The organism is Paenibacillus sp. SEL3, from assembly GCF_054602585.1.
The window spans coordinates 1,328,671-1,345,978 of sequence record NZ_CM137725.1 but is presented as its reverse complement, the minus strand read 5'-3'; the positions used below and the strand labels follow the sequence as shown (position 1 = coordinate 1,345,978).

The following is a 17,308-nucleotide window of genomic DNA, read 5'->3' as shown; positions in this document are numbered from 1 at the left end:
TTTAACGTGTTGTTGTGGATGTAGGACGCAGTTGGGTTAAATCAAACGAAGGTACCAGCCCTTCCTGCGCGGCACGACCGAGCAAAGCTTCGATGGCGGCATATCCGCTGTCGCCCAGATTGGCGGTAAAATCGTTAACGTACAGGTCGATATGCGATTGGGCAACATCGGGTGAAAGCTCCTGTGCATGAGACAATACATATTCACGCGAAGCTTCGGGATGCTGCCAAGCGTATTCGACAGAGGCGCGTATCCAGTTTGTGATCGCATCCAGATCCAGCGTACGGCGGGCAATAATAGCTCCGAGCGGGATCGGCAGCCCTGTATCTTCTTCCCACCAGTTCCCCAGATCGACTTGCTTACTAAGCCCGTAGGACGGATACGTGAACCGTGCTTCATGAATAACTAGTCCGGCATCTATCTTCCCGTCACGGACAGCAGGCATAATTTGGTCGAACGGCATCACGACGATCTCGCCGACACCCCCAGGCACATGCTTGGCTGCCCACAGGCGGAACAGCAGATAGGCAGTGGAACGTTCACTCGGAACGGCTACACGCTTGCCGGACAGGGCTTCCGGGCCTTCGACGGTGGAACCTTCCTTGGTCAGCACGAGTGGCCCACAACCCCGGCCCAGTGCGCCCCCGCAAGGCAGCAGGGCATATTCATCCAGTACCCAAGGGAGTGCAGCATACGAAATTTTCATAATATCCAGTCCGTCTGGTGTGATCGCCAGATTGTTGGTGATGTCGATATCGGCGAATGTAATGTCCAGCGCGGGTGCGCCCGGAATCAAACCATGCGCCAGGGCATGGAAGACAAAAGTGTCGTTGGGACAAGGTGAAAAAGCAATTTGCATCTATATAACCTCCGTTAATGTAGAAAATGCGGCTTCCAACGCTTGCAAAGCCTCTTTGATTCGCCAAGCTGCACGGTCACGTGGACCGACAGCATTGGAAATCGTGCGGATTTCCATCGTCGGCAGTTCTAGCCTATTTGCCGCCACGGCCACGCCGTAGCCTTCCATCGCTTCGGCAGCAGCTCCAGGAACGCGTTTGGCCAGCCGTTCCGCTGTTGCCGCCGTACCGGTGGCCGTAGAGACGGTCAGGATCGGCCCCGCGACAGCCGTCTGTCCGGCGGCACGCAACGCCTGAACCAATCGCTGCGCGATGGCAACGTTCACGGCAATTCGGCTTGAGCCGAACCCCAGCTCGTCCACGCTGCTGAAGCCCTCTGCCGTCTCGGCCCCCAGGTCGGCGGCAATGATCGCGTCAGCAACAACGACGCTCCCCAATGCAGCGACCTCCGCGAAGCCGCCACCAATTCCGGCGCTGATGACCAGACGGTAGTCACCAGCCGCCGCCAGTGCTAGCGCGGTTGAAGCCGCCGCGGACGGTGCGCCCACGCCAGCTAGCTCGACCACAAAACGGGTGTCGCCTTTCAGGCCCCGCAGTACAGCTTCCCGTTCGCCTTCAACCGCGGTCATAACCAGGATGCGCTCATCTGATGTTGTATGCTCCATCGGTTGATTCCCCTTTAAATTTAGGTAATATGCTCCCTTATCATACTGCTTTTCGAAACGATGTTCAAAAAAGGTCGACAAAAAAAGCGCTCTGAGGCGCTTTTTGAAAAAACTGCAAGATTCAGCAGATATGAAAATCGGTAGTTGTAAACATAAAGCAATTCTAATCTGGAAGAACAGCGCAGGCATAGCATATAATAATTATATCGGCTGATCCTTTGTGATTAGCTGAAACATGGTAATATTGCGGTCATAATGGCTTGGGGTTCCATCTTGATTGCGCACCCGAATCATCTCGCTACTGAATAACTCGATATATCCACAGCCAATCTCACAGTATACACCTGTAGGGTCCTCTTGCCAGACCGTAACGAGGTGTTGAGACAGCGCTGCGGTGAAAAATTCGATGTTTTTTTGCAGTACGCGTGGCGTTTTCTTGGGTTCCATAACGTAAATCCTCCCTATATCATGCCATTTGAAAATCAGCAATTGAATGTGGCTTCTAAGTGGTTACTACACATCATAACGAACATAAACAACTGAAAAAGAAACGGTTCTTCAATCTACTCTATGAAACAGACGTAAACACTGTACCGCTTAATGCTATTTTTGTAAAGCATCCGAATGACCTTTTCAAATATCCAGTTTGTGTTTACACACATTTTACATTGCGTTTACACTACTGTGATGCTAGTGCGTTTCATCTAATAGTACAATAAAGGGTAACTATACTGCATGAATTGATGGAGGCCATATGTTGATAGAGAGTCAGAATAAGGATAAAGCCGGGTCAGAACGTTACTTTAACCGAGATTTAAGCTGGATTGAATTTAATCGCCGTGTGCTTCAGGAAGCTCAGGATGCAGATACACCGTTGCTGGAGAGAGCCAAATTTTTGGCGATTGTATCTAGCAATTTGGATGAGTTTATGGCTGTTCGTGTTGCAGAGACGCGCGAGAAAATCAAGGCGGGTTTTATGCAAAAGGATTTTACGGGATATACCCCCTCCGGTTTGTACAAACGCCTGATCAAGCGTACTGTCTCGATGGTATCGGAACAATACCGGACCTATCGTGATATTTCTCGCCTCTTGACGAAAAAAGGTCTTTTACTGCTCGAATATGAAGACTTAAATACGACACAGCGCAAGTCGCTGGATGCATATTTTCATGAAATTATATTTCCGGTGCTCACGCCGATGGCGGTCGATCAGAGCCGTCCTTTTCCACTCGTTCACAATAAATACGTATATTTAGCGGTCGTTTTGAGACGTCCGGGGGATACGGAGGAGGATAAACCGCTTTTTGCCATTGTGCAGGTGCCTTCGAATATTCCACGTGTGGTTACAGTGCCGTTACGTTCCAATAGCAAGAAGAAATCATTTATTTTAATTGAGGAACTGATCAAGCATCATATCCAAACGCTGTTCACTGGGTATATCCCAGAGGCCGTTCATGCTTTTCGTGTGACACGTAACTCCGATTTATCCATTAATGAAGAAGAAATCGAAGATTTGCTCGAAGAGATTGAAAAAGAGCTGCGTCGAAGACGACGGGGCGCGCCAGTAAGACTGGAAGTAGAAAAAGGGATTCATCCCTATGCCCTGATGGAGCTTCAACGCGAATTCAAGCTGTTCGACCATGTGTTTGAGGTGGACGGGCCGTTGGATCTGACATTTTTATCGTCTTTTGCCGATCATTTGGAGGGGTATTCACATTTGAAATTTCCGGCAATCAAACCACTGTATCCGGAAGAACTGCCCCCGCAAGAGGATATTTTCAACGTACTTCGCAAACGGGACGTGCTCGTGTACCACCCGTATGAATCATTCGATGCGGTAACTGATTTTATCATTGAGGCATCAGAGGACCCAGATGTGATGGCAATCAAAATGACCCTGTACCGTGTCAACGGGGAATCGAAGCTGATTCCGGCATTGGCACGTGCGGCCGAATCGGGCAAGCAGGTAACAGTGGTGGTGGAGCTGAAAGCCCGTTTTGACGAGGAACGTAATATTGCCTGGGCGCGTACGCTTGAAAAAGCAGGCTGTCACGTAGTGTATGGGTTGGTTGGCTTGAAGACGCACGCCAAAATCATTCTTGTCATACGCCATGAGCGCAACGCACTCAAACGATATGTGCATGTAGGTACAGGCAATTATAATGAAAGCACGGCGCGTGTGTATACGGATATCGGATTGTTTACGTCGGATCCAGTACTTGGTGAGGATGCCTCCGAACTGTTTAATGAAATCACGGGATTCTCTGCGCTCAAGACTTTGCAAGCTTTTACGGTGGCTCCAACGGGAATGAAGAACAAGCTGTTTGAACTCATCCGTAGGGAAGCAGAGCAAGCATTGGCAGGTAAGCCCGCCCGGATTATTGCCAAGATCAACTCCTTATCCAATCAGGAGATGATCGATGAACTATATGCGGCTTCCCAAGCAGGTGTGAAGATTGATCTTATCATCAGAGGGGTCTGCTGTTTGCGTCCCGGTGTGGAAGGATTCAGCGAGAATATACGTGTCATCAGTATTGTAGACCGCTTTCTGGAGCATTCCAGATTGTTTTATTTTGAAAATGGAGGGAAATCCGAGTTATTTCTGTCCAGTGCGGATTGGATGACGCGCAATTTGACCCGCCGAATTGAACTGATGTGCCCGATTTATGATGACGGGATCAAAGAAATGCTGGCAGATATTCTGCATTTATCGTTAAGGGATAATGTGAAGGCGCGCCAGCTTTTGCCTAATGGCAGCTATCAATTTGTGTCCAGAAACGACAAAGAGGCTCCCATCAGGAGCCAATCTGAAGCGATGAAGGTTAGAAATTGGAAGAAGGTAGAATGGACCACGACAATGTGAGGTTCCACGCCTTTTGGAAATCTTTCGCAACGGATTCTAGTTCTCGTTGTTCTAATATGGGTTCACTCTTGCTTTCCAAACGAAGATGCATTGCGTCATCCCCTGTAGTAGGATTGATGCTGGTAATCATTCCGGACTCACTCCGATCCATGCCAATCGCGAGCTGGAGCAGCGAGCCGAGCCGATGTACACGTTCCTCGTCGGAAGGCTCCAAAATATCCGCATGTGTGCGTAGCAAACGGGGGGTCCGGTTCTTGGGATGGTAATCCGCGATCAACGCGGCTAGTACCGTTTCCCTATGGGATAGACCGCCAATGCCTGCATGTAAGATCCAGAACACGGAATTCTGGCGAAAATGATAGTAATTCAAGGCAGCTCCCGTTTTGTAAAGAGTTGCTGCGGTCAGTAACAAACGTTTGTCCATAGCAGCTGAGGTTCCGCTAGCTAATGTGTCATAGAGCCGGACGGCGTACTCGTTAACCCGCTTGACATGCGCTTCGCTAACCGGGACAGCAAACGAAAGGATATTGCGAATGGATGTGATAAGCGGATTAGCTACCACGGGCTGTTCAGCGTTGACCAGCTCATGAAATAGGCCGTCTCGCAGACCCGCTCCACTGACCAGATACGCGGAGCCTTGAGCAGCTTCAAATATCGTTTTCAATATAATAAGACCCGGTACAATGATGTCGGCTCTGTCCTTGGACAGGCCGGCTGTTTTTTTGCGTTTTTCATAGGGAAGATGGGGCAGACTGCCATAGAAGTAATCGACATCTTCTATCGTCATTTCGTAATGGTGCGTCACAGGAAGTGAGTAATCCTGCCGCTTCTGATTGATTTTAGCCAAAGTACGCAGGGTCCCACCTAGCCCGATGAATGGCAGATCCGGATTGGAGAAGATCCAATCATGATTTTGCAGTGAAGAACGGACAAAGCTCTCCATTTCCTCAATCTGCTGAGGAGACCATTCGCCATTCTTGACCTCACGTCCAAAGCGCCAGTTCATATTGACGGCGCCAAAGGGAAATGACACCGTATGCAGTCGCTTTCGATCGCGGAACAGCGTAATTTCGGTACTGCCACCCCCGATGTCAATGATGATTCCATCACTCACATTCATAGTGTTCACTACACCCAGAAAACCGGCATAGCCTTCTTGCTCTCCGCTCAGTATTTCCAGTGTTAAATTTGTCTCCTCCGCAATCCATTGGACGATTTCGTCCGAATTCGTGGCATTGCGGATGGCTGCTGTTGCTGCTGCACGCATACGGACAACCCCGTGCATATGGCATACCGCCATAAATTGGCGCAACAATGGAGCGATGCTTCGAATCGCCTCCCGTTCCATACGGCCGTTGGCCCCAACCTTTTCGCTCAGTCGGGCAGCTTCTTTGCATTCCTGCACAATGCGATAGGCTCCTGTCTCTGTCATTTCATAGATCACCAGACGTATGGAGTTTGAGCCAATGTCCATGATGCCAATTTTGCTATTCATGAGTTGACCTCCTTGTTGAAAAACGATTTGGCGGTAATTTCCGCTGTTCCGTGCAAATGGTAGTAGATTATTGTCATTGTACCAGTGATATTCGGTGCATGCTACCGTTCGCCATGATCTTGTCGAAATAGACACATGCCGCGGACAATCATCCAAGAATAGAATATTCCTGTTGAGTATGTATAAGTATACCTGACGGCGAAAGGAGAGGGTTAGATGAGACAACTTGCAAGCAAATGGCTAAAGACGAAGGCGCTGCTCCACCATCCACATACCGCCGTTTATATACCGGAAACCTGTCTATATAGTGAAGATCAATTGCGCATGATGCTGCGGCGGCATGCTTTTGTGTTTATAAAACCTGTAAAAGGAGGCGGAGGAATCGGAGTCATGCGTGTGGCAAAGGAGCGTAGGGGATACACCTGCACGCGTATGGAGCACACGCACCGGTTCAGTCATTTTAGAGCACTTGTAATCGGAATCCATAAGCTCCGAATCCAACGCCCATATCTCATTCAACAAGGGATCCAACTGGCAAGTATTCAAGGTAGACCTGTCGACTATCGAGTCAAAGTTGTGAAGGAAGGGCAGAGATGGGATTTTCGTGCGGTAGTTGCACGTCATGCTCGTCCCGGACTGGTCATTACGAATCTGTGCAGAGGGGGAACTTTGCTGAAGGGAACAGATGCGCTTCGAATGATATATCCCCGGCGGCTTGCTACGCGAAAGCGGCGAGAGATCATTGAACTTACACAGCGCTGTATTCCTGTGCTGGAAAAAAGGTTTCCTGGGATTGGACAACTAGGATTTGATTACGGGCTTGATCAGAATGGAAGGGTATGGATTTTAGAGGTTAATACAAGACCTCAATAAATTTCTGTTTTCTTCAATAAAATCCCAATTTAATCTATTAACAAGACGCTAAATATAATATATTTGTATAAATAATAAAAATATTTTTTTTGTGTTCAAGCTTCAAAATTCTGTGTATAAATATTGTCCACATTATCCCCTGTCACATATAAGGGTTAACGACACTTACCAACAATTTATACACAGGATTTCCACAATTGGCTGTGGATAACAGAACGCTTGTTCCGTTTTTGGTATTTTGATAGAATAGATTTTGAAATAAAAGGAAAGGTTGTGTCGAGGATGGCTATGCTGACGGATGAGATGCTTTTGGATTCCTATCAGATGGCAATCGAGCTTAAACTTGAATGTGACTTCATTGCACTGTTGCTGGCTGAAATTCACAAAAGAAATCTAGAGATGAATACAGCCGTAGTCCTTCATTAGACCGGACAAGCTCTCGTACTGCGACTGTAAAGTCATTCAGGGTTCGAATGGCTTTACGGACAATCACTGCAACGAATAGGCACACCGTAAAAAAGGGTATTTCACTCCAAACATTCAAATTTGGAGTAAAATACCCTTTTTTGTCATAGTCTAAACTAAACTACATTTTCATGTTACTGCTGTGACCAGGAGACAACTTGGCATCTGGATCTACATAGACCTTGGCGTTGTTGACTGCCGTAGGGGCTTCACCAAAGCCGACCGCAATCAGCTTGAGCTTGCCTGGATAGGTTGTAATATCCCCTGCGGCGAAAATGCCGGGAATATTGGTTTCCTGGCGAGAATCGACCACGATGGAATTACTTTCGATTTCAATTCCCCATTCAGCAATCGGGCCAAGTGTGGATACAAATCCAAAGTTAACGATCACATCGTCCACTTCGATTTCCTGTGTTTCTTTGGTTTTTACATGAGCAAGAGTGACTTTCGTAATCGTGTCTTCTCCATGCAATTCTGTAATTTCCGTTGGTGTAATAACATTTACTTTGGATGCGAGGAGGTTTTCGACACTGTGTTCATGCGCACGGAATTTGTCGCGGCGGTGAATCAATGTAACCTGTTCTGCAATTGGTTCCAGCATGAGTGCCCAGTCTACGGCAGAGTCACCGCCACCACTGATTAGCACTTTTCGGCCTGCAAATTTGCTCAGGTCGCTAACAAAGTAATGCAGGTTCGTTTTTTCAAAATGTTCGGCACCTGGAAGCTCCAGTCTGCGCGGCTCGAAAGCACCAACACCAGCGGTAATAATAACCGCCTTACCATGATACTCGCCACCTTTGTCTGTTTTTACGATGAAGTGGCGTTCTTCTTTTTTCTCTAACGATACGACTTTCTCTTCTAGCTGCACTTCTGGATTAAAGTGGTTCATTTGTTGAACCAAATTGTTGACCAGTTCCTGTGCAGTTACTTTAGGAAAGCCAGCAACGTCATAAATATATTTTTCAGGATAAAGGGCTGCAAGCTGGCCGCCCAGTTGGGGCATACTTTCAATTAAGGTGACGGATGCCTGACGCATTCCTCCGTAAAAAGCGGCGAAAATACCGGCTGGACCGCCTCCAATAATGATCAGATCGCGGATCTCCGCGCCTGTGGATTGAGTTGTCACTCTAAAAACACCTCCGAAAGGGATAGTATGGAATTTGTAATTATTGAATCAGCCGCATAGAGGTTCAGATAGCCGCCGAACGCATGATTCACTGTTTATCATTATAAACTGCCAGGTTCCGCTTGCAAAGTTAAAGCTATTAATATTTGATGAAGACTTTTTTGTGAGTGTAAATTAACCGTTTTGAGAGAACAGCTTTGAATAATTATGTATATCGGAAGGGGTAGAAGCATGAGCAGTATTCCCAAAATTGTCATTGTGGGCGCCGGATATGGCGGTATATTGACGGCTCAGCAATTGCAAAAGGAGCTCAAGCACAATGAGGCGGATGTCACGCTGATCAACCGTCATGATTACCACTATATTACGACACATCTTCATATGCCTGCGGCAGGTACGGATACGATTGAGCATTCAAGGATTCCGATTGCCCAACTGATCGATGAGTTCAAGGTGGATTTAGTCAAAGGAACGGTTAAGGAAATCATACCGAAGGAGAAAAAAATCTTGCTGGAGGATGGTTCGCTCTCCTATGATTATTTGGTCATTGGACTAGGCGGGGAGCCAGAAACATTCGGTATTCCGGGAATGGATAAGTTCGCGCTGACGATTCGCAGTATTAACTCGGTTCGCCTGATTCGTGAGCATATTGAATACCAGCTGGCCTTGTATAAAAACGACGGTAAACCAGGTCGCCTCAATTTCGTCGTAGGGGGCGCTGGTTTTAGCGGTATTGAGTTTGTAGCGGAGTTAGCGGATCGTTTGCCACAGCTGGCTAGAGCGTATGACATCGATTTTAACCGAATTCAAATCATTAACGTCGAGGCGGCTCCAACGGCACTGCCAGGGTTCGATCCTGAGCTGGTGGAGTATGCGATGGATGTCCTTAAGCGAAAAGGGGTCACCTTCCGCATTGGAATTCCGATTAAGGAATGCTTACAGGATGGTGTAATCGTTGGTGAGGGTGAGAAAATCGAAGCCTGCACCGTGGTCTGGACGGGAGGAATCCGTGGGAACGGATTAATCGAGAAAGCTGGATTCGAAGTGATGCGCGGAAGGGTGAAAATCGACGATTTTCTGCGTGCACCGGAACATGATGACATTTTTATTATCGGGGACAGCTCCTTGATGTTTAATCCCGAAGGACGCCCTTATCCACCGACGGCCCAAATTGCGATGCAGCAAGGGGTCCTTTGTGCCAAGAATCTGGCCGCTACTCTTCGCAAAAAGGAACTGCACAAGTTCGTATTTTCCAACAAAGGGACGGTTGCTTCTCTTGGAAAAGGCGAAGCCGTCGCTGTGGTGGGTAAGCGCAAAATAAAAGGTTGGGTGGCCGCACAATTGAAAAAAATTGTGGATCTCCGCTATCTGTTCATCATTGGCGGAATTCCACTGGTACTGAAAAAAGGACGGTTTTTCTAAGGCCAGAAGGTTTCCATGACTCCTTGAAAAGAGCTTGGAGACCTTTTTTATTTAGGTGGACAAAAAAAGATATTGACCCATAACTATTTGACGTCGTATAGTATGATTACTAATTACAGAGGGGGAGCTTCACATTGAATTCTGATTTTAAAATCAATGCCGATCCCAGTAGAATACATTTATTGACTGAAAAGTTTCCAAATGTGGACTCCCAATCGTTGAATACGTGGGTACTTTTCGTGCAGGCAGCACATGAAGTGTACAATGGAGTGTCTTCCAGACTCTCGGAATATGGGCTATCTGTAGGCAACCTGAAAATTTTAATGCCATTGTTTTTACATGAACGTGCATTGACTCCATCAGAGCTGGCTGAATATTCAGGGGTTACTCGTTCAACAGTAACCAGCGTAATTGATAAGCTGGAACGGGACGGCATCATCCGAAGAAGTACGCTGACGGATCGACGTATGACCGCGATCTCCTTGACTGATGAAGGAAAACAGTTAATGACGGAAAAAATTCCGATGTTCATCCAGCTTTTTTCGGATTTAATGAATGAATTTACAAAGGAAGATCATATTCTATTTGCTACGTTATTAAATAAGTTTTCCTCAGGACTTGAACGGATAAAACGGGAGTAATCAAATTTCCCGGCTTAAATAGTTAGATGCCGTACTATCAGATTCCTTATTTGTTTTTGACTATTATTTTTTAACTATCATTGGCTAAATCATCATGAAGGAGAGTTTATTGCAATGAATAAAAAGGTCATTGTGTACGTGCTACTTGTTGTTGCATTAGGTACCGGAGGTACGCTGATGGCAATGAGCGGCAAGGATGCTGTGAGTATGGCAGCCCAACAAAAAAACACACTGCTTACGGCAGATACCGTAAATGTTGCTTTTCAGGGCGTAGGGGGAAGAGTAAACACGATTGAGGTGAAGGAAGAACAACAGGTGAAAAAAGGGGATGTGCTCATGACCCTCGATCCTGTAGACCTTGATTTGCAAATTGAGAAATTAAAAACGGATATCGCACAGGCTGATGTGAAAATAAAACAGGCTAAAGACGGGCTGCAAAATCAGTCGGAGAAAATTTCAACTTCAGAAAAACAGGGACAATTGGACATTCAAGCCGCGCAAGCAGGAGAGTCCTTATTAAATCAAGGAACACGTGCGGAGGATATTCTAAGACAAAAGCTGGCTATTGAAGCAGCACAGCAATCGTTGGACGCAGCTCTGACAGGAGTAGAGACAGCCAAAAGGAATGCGGAAATCGCGCAAAAAACAGTATCATCCAGACAACAGGCTCTGGACTTGGCTAATGTGAATTACAACCGTATCAAAGCGTTATATGATGCTGGAGCTGGAACTAAAGCAGAACTGGATAACGCCAAAAACCAACTGGATAATGCCCAAATCGCGTTAGATACAGCTACAGATCAGGTTGAAATTGCCAAAAACCAGATTATAGCGGCTAGCAAACAATCGGATATTGCTAAAAATGGGATCGCTCAGCAGCAAACCGCTTTGGATAAAATGGAGGCAGGCGCAACGGCTGAGGAACGCCAGCAGGCTCGTATCAAAACAGAAAAAGCCAAGGAAGCCTTGACTCAAACCTCGCAAACACGAAAAGATGTTAAGAATAGCGAATACAATGTGGATCTTCTGGCTCAACAAAAGCAGGCATTAAGTGTTCAACTCAAAACTTTGGAATTGCAGCGCGGACGTATGGTGCTGAAGGCATCCGCAGATGGTAAGGTGTCGCGTATTGTACCTAAAATGGGAGAGATCGTTTCTACGGGGGCAACGGGCGTCGTTATTGAAACCAATCAGCTATACTACGATATTTATGTGGGCGAGGATTCCATGTCACAGTTTAAAGCTGGGGGAAATGTGAATACGCACGTCGTAGCTTTAGATAAAGATGTCCAAGGCAAGGTGAGGTACATTACTTCTGCCCCTCAGTATACCAACATGAGAATGAGTCGGGACAAAGGTCTGTCGGATATAAGCTCTTTCCAAGTGCGGGTGGATGTCCAGCGAACATCTGAATTATTACCTGGAATGACGGTAGAGGTTGTGACGAAATGAAGGCGTTTATAGAAGAATGGAAGCTGATGATCAGTGGTAAGATGGTTTTTATCATGCTGCTCGTTCCTATCGTAGTAGCTGTAGCCTTTGGATTTGTTTTTAAAAATAATCAGCTTAACGATGCCTCTGTAGCTGTAGTCGATTTAGATCATAGCAGTTATAGCCGACAGCTTATTAATAAATTGGATGCATCGCAGTATATTGATGTACGCCATGTGCAAGAGAATGAAGCCGATCCGAATTTACTTTTATATAATGAAAAGTTTTTTGCGGTGATTTACCTTCCAGCTGGGTTGGAGGAAAATAGGATCAAAGGAGTTCAGAGCAACATCGGTTTCTATGTAGATAATACGGTAGGTCAGGCTACTGGAAATCTACGCTCGGCAGTCACAGAGATCATGGCGACGGAAAATGCGATGCTGGCTGGTGGTGGATTAAAGGGTATGGGAATGAGTGACAGCCAGGTTACAGGGCTTACTTCCAATATGCTGCTTCAGCAGCGCCTGTTATATAATCCTACCAATGCTACTTTGATGACCTCAGTTATGGGGTTCATTAATACGGTCATGATTTCACTGATGGGTGCTACTGTACTGACAATTGTCCCGCGATTGCGGGAGCAAGGAAGATTAAAAGAGGAGCTTCAGTTTTCGTATGGTTTGATTCTTAGGGTGTTGCCGTATGCGTTAGTAGGATGTGTTTCCTTTTACCTGTCCATTGGTTTACTTAAGCAAATTGGCGGACTGCGCTTTGAAGCGAATGTATGGCAGCTCAGTATCCCATTTCTCCTGTACACGATTACGTTGAGTTTGTTTGCGATGGCTTTAGGGTGGAATGCGGCGAATCCGGGAAAAGCTTCCCCACGCCTCATGCTAATTATACTGCCTTCGTTTTTACTGAGCGGCGCTCAATTGCCAGTAGCTATGCTGCCTACATCGCTGTAATATATTAGTAATATTCTTCCATTGACCTGGCATTTCAAGTTTTTGAGAGGGATGGGCTTCAAAGGTGGGAGCCTGAAGTATTTTATTCCTGAGCTTGGCGGCTTTTTGATCCTATTAAGTGGTCTGCTGCTTGTTATCTTTATTCAGATCGCTTTGGAGAAAAGAAAGCTGGCGAAAAGTGAGGATTCGTCCGTCGTGGTGAGCCTGTGATGCAATAAAAAAAGGATTCCGTCGTCCCGAAAGTGGGAGTTCGCGGAATCCTTAATTGTATGCTGCGATATGGTACTAACGGTTGTGCTTTACAGCTTCAACATGTCTTCAAATGTCTCTTCATTCAACACGCTGCCGACATAGAAGGAGCCGAATTCACCGTAACGGGCACTGACTTCATCAAAACGCATTTCGTAGATTAGCTTCTTGAACTGAAGTGCGTCATCGGAGAACAGTGTTACGCCCCATTCCCAATCGTCAAAGCCGACAGAACCGGAAATGATTTGCTTTACTTTGCCAGCATAGCTGCGTCCAATTAAACCGTGGCTGCGCATCAAGGTGCGACGCTCGTCCATTGAAAGCATGTACCAGTTGTCATCTAGATCACGTTTTTTGTTCATTGGATAGAAACAAATATAACGGGCCTTGTTTAATACAGGCTTCAAGCGTGCGACAATTTGTGGATTTTGCATAGGATCTTCATCTTTGCTCAAATAATTGCTCAGTTCCACCACACTCACATAAGAGTAGGTTTTAGTTGTATATTTGGCGAAGGTTGTTTTGTTAAAATCATTTTCCAGTTTATTGAGGTCTTCCAGCGTTTCGCGCAGGTGCATCATGACAAAATCAGCCTTTTGTCCGACTACAGTATAGACAGCTGAGCTGCCCAGACCCGCTTCCTCGGTAACGTTCCATTCCTTCATAAACTCTTGAAGCTCGTCCAGTGCTCCGGCGCGCTCTTCATCGTCTGCTGTCTTCCATGCTGTCCAGTTGATGGACCGAAAATCGTGAAGCGCATACCAGCCTTCCAGTGTGGAGGCTACTTCGTTAGGTGTTGCTGGGGTTTGTTGAGGTTGATGTTGACTCACGATCTACACTCCTTTACGATCTGTAAATGGTAATCGGCTTAGCCGAAATATGTGTACTTCCTAATATCATTCCTGTATCCAATACGTGATACTTAACCATTATATTGTAGCTCAAAGTAAAGCTTTTCACCAATGAAAGAAGTGTGAAGAATTTTATTTTTACCATGATGCAGGTCACAAAGTCATAAAATAGTTAGTATTCTCGAAAAAAGTAGAACTCAGACGAATACGGCTGCCAAAAAGGAGAACAATTGCCCTTATTTTGTTGGTCCCACCAGAAGGCAAGTATGATAGAATAGAAAAACATCTTGGAGACCGTTATGTCAGGAAAGGAAGAATGTTGGAATGCGGATGAAAAACCTGCTGCACTATACTGAGAACCACCGCTACTGCGTTTATCGGGAATTTGGCTTGAGCGCACTGGATGAATTGATGCTGGGAAGCGTCTATCAGCCGATGGTAGGCGCATTTGCGGTCAGTCTGTATCGACTGTTGTTCCAGCATGTGCCAGTCGGACAAATCGGTTATTCGCCGTTGGAACAGCAGCGTCGCCTTTTTCTGACACTGGGACTGGAGCCGAGTGAGAAGGGACGCAAGTATTTGATTGAACAGACCTCCAAACTGGAGGCCGTCGGTCTGTTACAGACGTCCAGGCTGTATGCACCCGAAACGGACGACTATATGTATGAATATGAGATGCAGCCGCCGCTCGCACCTGCTGAATTTTTCAGAACACAGCATCTCACCCTTTTGTTGAGAGACAAAATCGGTAAGTTTGCAGTGCTTTCTCTGAGAGAATCATTGTGGAGCAGAGAATCTAGCGAATGGTCGCAATCTTCCTATAATAAAGAGAATATTTCGATTCCATTTTATGAGTTATTTGAACTGAATACCCATGTTATAGATTATGAATTGGAGCAGGCGTTGTCCGAGGTGTCTACTAGCCGTCAGACTGGACCACTTGCGTCAGAATCGGAGGAAGCATTGAATTATGCAGATATTATTCTCCGTTTTCCGCGTGAATCTGCCAATCGTAAGCACGTGGAGCGTCTTCGGTTTGAGCACGAGCAGTTAGGCATGGTCAATTACGTTGTTCGCAAATTTGATCTTTCTGTACAGGATATTAGCCGCTTGCTGGATGAGGATGGTATTTTTACCGAAGCAGGCGACTTGTTGCTCGACGAGCTTCAGCTTCGGGCTAGCCAGCACTCCAGACAGGATCGCAAGCGTCAGGAGGAGCAGCAGGTTCAAGCCGCCAAGGTAGTTGCTTTGCGCCAAAGGGAAGCTTCCACATCTGAAGAGCCGCCTGCAGAGCAAGCTGTGGAAATGGAATTTTATGTGGAGGTTCCCCCACAATTCACAGCCAAGTGTGACATTCACCAATATAATATGATGTTGCGCAACGAGCCTTATCGTCGTTTGCTGCAAACCTTTTTCCCCGGCACGGTTCCCGGTAACCTGCTGGATATATTCGAGAAAATTGATATCAGCTATAAGCTGCCAGGCGAAGTCATCAACGTGCTGATCCATTATTTGATGTCACTGCTCGTATCCGGGAGCGATCAGCGGATTAACCGCAACTTTGTCGAGGCCGTTGCTTCCAATATGCTGCTTAAGCAGGTAAACACTTACGAGAAAGCCGTTCAATATATAAGGGATCAAGCTAAGGTAAAAGGAAAACAGTCCTCTGCTTCTCCTTCCGGCGGCCGATCCCGCGCGTATGCCAAAAATAACGGGCCAGCCAAGCCATCCATTCCAATCGTTCAAGATCAACCTTCCGAGGAGTCTGTATCTGAGGAAGAATTGGATGAACTGCTGCGTCTGGCCGAACGAATGCAATCCGGTAAACAGAAAAAGGTGTAGGTAGATTTTAAGGTATCCATAACTCTGCACTTTTTAAGAAAGGAGGAGCGTTCTTGGAATCACTGGGCGATTTGCTGCAGCAGATGCAGAACCCTTCGTTTCGCCAGCGCACTCGCAATGTAGCCGATCAGGTTCTAAATGATCCGCTCGTGCAGGAGTTTTGTGCTGCGCATCCTGATGTGGACGAAACACAATTGCGACTCAACATGAGCATGCTCTTTCAGTATGCCCGAGATCGTCGAAATTGCGACAATTGTCCGGGACTGGAACGGTGTCCTAACGATTTTCAGGGCCACTTTTGCAAGCTGGGCGTGGAATATCCGAATGGAACTGCTGAAATTGTAGACATTCGGACCCCATGTGCGAAGCAGATTGCTTCCCAACATGAGCAACGGGTGCGTGAGCGAATTAAAAGCTTCTATGTGGATGAACGCGCACTTCTGGAGGGATATAACGCCCTTGAAATTGCGCGTAAAGATTCACAACGCATGCCTGCCGTCACACAGCTATTCCGTTACATTGAAGAAACGAAAAGTCAGGGTCTATCCAAAAAAGGACTGTATCTGGAAGGTACGTTTGGTACGGGTAAAACTTTTTTGATGGGCTATTTATTGCACGAGTTGGCCCTGTCGGGTCTGAACGGTGTGATCGTGTATATGCCTGATTTTGTGGAGGACTTAAAGTCCATGATCCAGGATGGGCAGAAGCTTAAGGAAACGACCGAAATGCTCAAAAATTGTGATCTGCTTGTATTTGACGATATTGGTGCCGAAAATTTAAGCCCGTGGGTACGGGACCACGTGATGGGCTCTATTTTGAATTACCGAATGAACCGCAAACCTACTTTTTATACTTCCAATTATTCTTTGCAGGGACTGGAGAAGCATCTCAGCTTTACGAGCAAGGATGGAGAGGAAATGTATAAAGGACAACGCTTGATGGACCGGATTCGTCCTTTTGTAGATGTCATTACCGTAAAGGGAAAAAATCAGCGGGGGTAAGCGTTTATCCGTCTGCTATTTCGATATCTTACAATTAAAAGACTATTGTGATATAATTAAAAGGTGTCGAAACAGACATTACAGGTTATAATAATCTTGACTTTTCTATAAAGGAGGAACATACAATGGCAATTGTTAACGTGTCCGATCAATCCTTCAACGCAGAAGTCGAAGGCACAGGAACCGTTTTGGTTGATTTTTGGGCGCCATGGTGCGGTCCTTGCAAAATGATCGCTCCTATTCTGGAGGATCTGTCCACAGAAGTTGGCGACAGCGTCAAAATCGCGAAGGTGAACGTGGATGAAAATCCAGAGTCTGCTTCCCGTTTCGGCGTGATGAGTATTCCGACCCTGATCGTTTTCAAAGACGGACAGCCTGTTGATAAAGTGGTAGGTCTGAACTCCAAAGAAGCGCTGAAAAGCATGCTTACTAAGCACCAATAATCATCGCATGTGACCCATGCTCCCGCGGGGGCTTGGTGGAGCGGCCATGAAAGGTCAATGCCTCCGGTTGTAAATACCGGGGGCGTTTTTGTGTATTATTCCTATATATTATAAGTAGT

General features: G+C 46.4%; 17 protein-coding genes. 11 read left to right on the top strand and 6 right to left on the bottom strand.

All coding sequences use genetic code 11. The annotated features are described in order from the left end of the window. Window position 1: 1 nt before the first annotated feature. The 3 genes from ACYCS5_RS06360 to ACYCS5_RS06350 all read right to left on the bottom strand — a co-directional run bounded on the left by ACYCS5_RS06360 (window position 2) and on the right by ACYCS5_RS06350 (window position 1,969). Complete coding sequence (locus ACYCS5_RS06360) at window positions 2-859, bottom strand: 1,4-dihydroxy-6-naphthoate synthase (protein ID WP_459760971.1); 858 nt, start codon at window positions 857-859, stop codon at window positions 2-4. Further along, complete coding sequence (locus ACYCS5_RS06355) at window positions 860-1,522, bottom strand: futalosine hydrolase (protein ID WP_340956752.1); 663 nt, start codon at window positions 1,520-1,522, stop codon at window positions 860-862. Between the two features lie 201 nt (window positions 1,523-1,723). Beyond that, window positions 1,724-1,969 (bottom strand): hypothetical protein, encoded by a 246-nt coding sequence (locus ACYCS5_RS06350; protein WP_029518236.1) that lies wholly within the window; start codon window positions 1,967-1,969, stop codon window positions 1,724-1,726. Between the two features lie 307 nt (window positions 1,970-2,276). Here ACYCS5_RS06350 and ppk1 point away from each other — a divergent pair, with 307 nt between their 5' ends. Then, the gene (gene ppk1 / locus ACYCS5_RS06345; RefSeq protein ID WP_029518237.1) at window positions 2,277-4,385 is read left to right on the top strand and encodes a polyphosphate kinase 1; all 2,109 of its coding nucleotides are present in this window, start codon (window positions 2,277-2,279) and stop codon (window positions 4,383-4,385) included. On the opposite strand, the gene ACYCS5_RS06340 is transcribed toward ppk1, so the two are convergent. Then, window positions 4,345-5,880 carry a Ppx/GppA phosphatase family protein gene (locus tag ACYCS5_RS06340; RefSeq protein ID WP_029518238.1) on the bottom strand — a complete coding sequence of 512 codons (1,536 nt, stop codon included), beginning with the start codon at window positions 5,878-5,880 and terminating at the stop codon, window positions 4,345-4,347. The two genes, ppk1 and ACYCS5_RS06340, sit on opposite strands and share 41 nt — an antisense overlap. A 216-nt stretch (window positions 5,881-6,096) precedes the next feature. On the opposite strand from ACYCS5_RS06340, the gene ACYCS5_RS06335 reads away from it, so the two are divergent. Beyond that, window positions 6,097-6,753: a YheC/YheD family protein gene (locus ACYCS5_RS06335; protein WP_165148519.1), complete on the top strand. Its 657-nt coding sequence runs from the start codon at window positions 6,097-6,099 to the stop codon at window positions 6,751-6,753. A 282-nt stretch (window positions 6,754-7,035) separates the two neighbouring features. Next, window positions 7,036-7,179, top strand: coding sequence for a sporulation histidine kinase inhibitor Sda (gene sda / locus ACYCS5_RS06330; protein WP_007431918.1), 144 nt, complete (start codon window positions 7,036-7,038; stop codon window positions 7,177-7,179). A 160-nt stretch (window positions 7,180-7,339) separates the two neighbouring features. Here sda and ACYCS5_RS06325 read toward each other — a convergent pair whose 3' ends face one another. Next, window positions 7,340-8,344, bottom strand: coding sequence for an NAD(P)/FAD-dependent oxidoreductase (locus ACYCS5_RS06325; RefSeq protein WP_165148522.1), 1,005 nt, complete (start codon window positions 8,342-8,344; stop codon window positions 7,340-7,342). 231 nt (window positions 8,345-8,575) lie between these two features. On the opposite strand from ACYCS5_RS06325, the gene ACYCS5_RS06320 reads away from it, so the two are divergent. The 5 genes from ACYCS5_RS06320 (at window position 8,576) to ACYCS5_RS06300 (ending at window position 13,013) form a co-directional block, all read left to right on the top strand. Further along, the gene (locus ACYCS5_RS06320; RefSeq protein ID WP_340886326.1) at window positions 8,576-9,766 is read left to right on the top strand and encodes an NAD(P)/FAD-dependent oxidoreductase; all 1,191 of its coding nucleotides are present in this window, start codon (window positions 8,576-8,578) and stop codon (window positions 9,764-9,766) included. A 134-nt stretch (window positions 9,767-9,900) separates the two neighbouring features. After that, a complete protein-coding gene (locus ACYCS5_RS06315) occupies window positions 9,901-10,407 on the top strand; it encodes a MarR family winged helix-turn-helix transcriptional regulator (protein ID WP_013372886.1) in 507 nt (168 codons plus the stop codon). Between the two features lie 114 nt (window positions 10,408-10,521). Next, window positions 10,522-11,859 carry an HlyD family secretion protein gene (locus tag ACYCS5_RS06310; protein WP_459760970.1) on the top strand — a complete coding sequence of 446 codons (1,338 nt, stop codon included), beginning with the start codon at window positions 10,522-10,524 and terminating at the stop codon, window positions 11,857-11,859. Further along, window positions 11,856-12,803 carry an ABC transporter permease gene (locus ACYCS5_RS06305; RefSeq protein ID WP_459760969.1) on the top strand — a complete coding sequence of 316 codons (948 nt, stop codon included), beginning with the start codon at window positions 11,856-11,858 and terminating at the stop codon, window positions 12,801-12,803. Before ACYCS5_RS06310 ends, ACYCS5_RS06305 begins: the two co-directional genes overlap by 4 nt. A 51-nt stretch (window positions 12,804-12,854) precedes the next feature. Continuing rightward, entirely contained in the window at window positions 12,855-13,013 is a 159-nt protein-coding gene (locus ACYCS5_RS06300; RefSeq protein ID WP_459760968.1) for a hypothetical protein, read from the top strand. A gap of 89 nt (window positions 13,014-13,102) precedes the next feature. Here ACYCS5_RS06300 and hemQ read toward each other — a convergent pair whose 3' ends face one another. Then, window positions 13,103-13,882: a hydrogen peroxide-dependent heme synthase gene (gene hemQ / locus ACYCS5_RS06295; protein ID WP_023990152.1), complete on the bottom strand. Its 780-nt coding sequence runs from the start codon at window positions 13,880-13,882 to the stop codon at window positions 13,103-13,105. 345 nt (window positions 13,883-14,227) lie between these two features. On the opposite strand from hemQ, the gene ACYCS5_RS06290 reads away from it, so the two are divergent. From ACYCS5_RS06290 to trxA, 3 genes are all read left to right on the top strand, one after another. Further along, a complete protein-coding gene (locus ACYCS5_RS06290; protein WP_069012623.1) occupies window positions 14,228-15,745 on the top strand; it encodes a replication initiation and membrane attachment family protein in 1,518 nt (505 codons plus the stop codon). A gap of 53 nt (window positions 15,746-15,798) precedes the next feature. Next, window positions 15,799-16,746: a primosomal protein DnaI gene (gene dnaI, locus ACYCS5_RS06285; RefSeq protein ID WP_029518246.1), complete on the top strand. Its 948-nt coding sequence runs from the start codon at window positions 15,799-15,801 to the stop codon at window positions 16,744-16,746. A 125-nt stretch (window positions 16,747-16,871) separates the two neighbouring features. Further along, on the top strand, window positions 16,872-17,189 hold the full coding sequence (trxA, locus tag ACYCS5_RS06280; RefSeq protein WP_010347861.1) for a thioredoxin: 318 nt from the start codon (window positions 16,872-16,874) through the stop codon (window positions 17,187-17,189). Window positions 17,190-17,308: the final 119 nt, after the last annotated feature.

What these genes read in the sequence shown, in the direction of transcription:
- ACYCS5_RS06305 (WP_459760969.1), top strand. Translation starts at nt 11,856, where the DNA reads ATGAAGGCGTTTATAGAAGAATGGAAGCTGATGATCAGTGGTAAGATG.
- trxA (WP_010347861.1), top strand. Translation starts at nt 16,872, where the DNA reads ATGGCAATTGTTAACGTGTCCGATCAATCCTTCAACGCAGAAGTCGAA.
- ACYCS5_RS06310 (WP_459760970.1), top strand. Translation starts at nt 10,522, where the DNA reads ATGAATAAAAAGGTCATTGTGTACGTGCTACTTGTTGTTGCATTAGGT.
- ACYCS5_RS06335 (WP_165148519.1), top strand. Translation starts at nt 6,097, where the DNA reads ATGAGACAACTTGCAAGCAAATGGCTAAAGACGAAGGCGCTGCTCCAC.
- ppk1 (WP_029518237.1), top strand. Translation starts at nt 2,277, where the DNA reads ATGTTGATAGAGAGTCAGAATAAGGATAAAGCCGGGTCAGAACGTTAC.
- ACYCS5_RS06320 (WP_340886326.1), top strand. Translation starts at nt 8,576, where the DNA reads ATGAGCAGTATTCCCAAAATTGTCATTGTGGGCGCCGGATATGGCGGT.
- ACYCS5_RS06300 (WP_459760968.1), top strand. Translation starts at nt 12,855, where the DNA reads ATGGGCTTCAAAGGTGGGAGCCTGAAGTATTTTATTCCTGAGCTTGGC.
- ACYCS5_RS06355 (WP_340956752.1), bottom strand. Translation starts at nt 1,522, where the DNA reads ATGGAGCATACAACATCAGATGAGCGCATCCTGGTTATGACCGCGGTT.
- ACYCS5_RS06340 (WP_029518238.1), bottom strand. Translation starts at nt 5,880, where the DNA reads ATGAATAGCAAAATTGGCATCATGGACATTGGCTCAAACTCCATACGT.
- ACYCS5_RS06290 (WP_069012623.1), top strand. Translation starts at nt 14,228, where the DNA reads ATGCGGATGAAAAACCTGCTGCACTATACTGAGAACCACCGCTACTGC.
- ACYCS5_RS06360 (WP_459760971.1), bottom strand. Translation starts at nt 859, where the DNA reads ATGCAAATTGCTTTTTCACCTTGTCCCAACGACACTTTTGTCTTCCAT.
- sda (WP_007431918.1), top strand. Translation starts at nt 7,036, where the DNA reads ATGGCTATGCTGACGGATGAGATGCTTTTGGATTCCTATCAGATGGCA.
- ACYCS5_RS06350 (WP_029518236.1), bottom strand. Translation starts at nt 1,969, where the DNA reads ATGGAACCCAAGAAAACGCCACGCGTACTGCAAAAAAACATCGAATTT.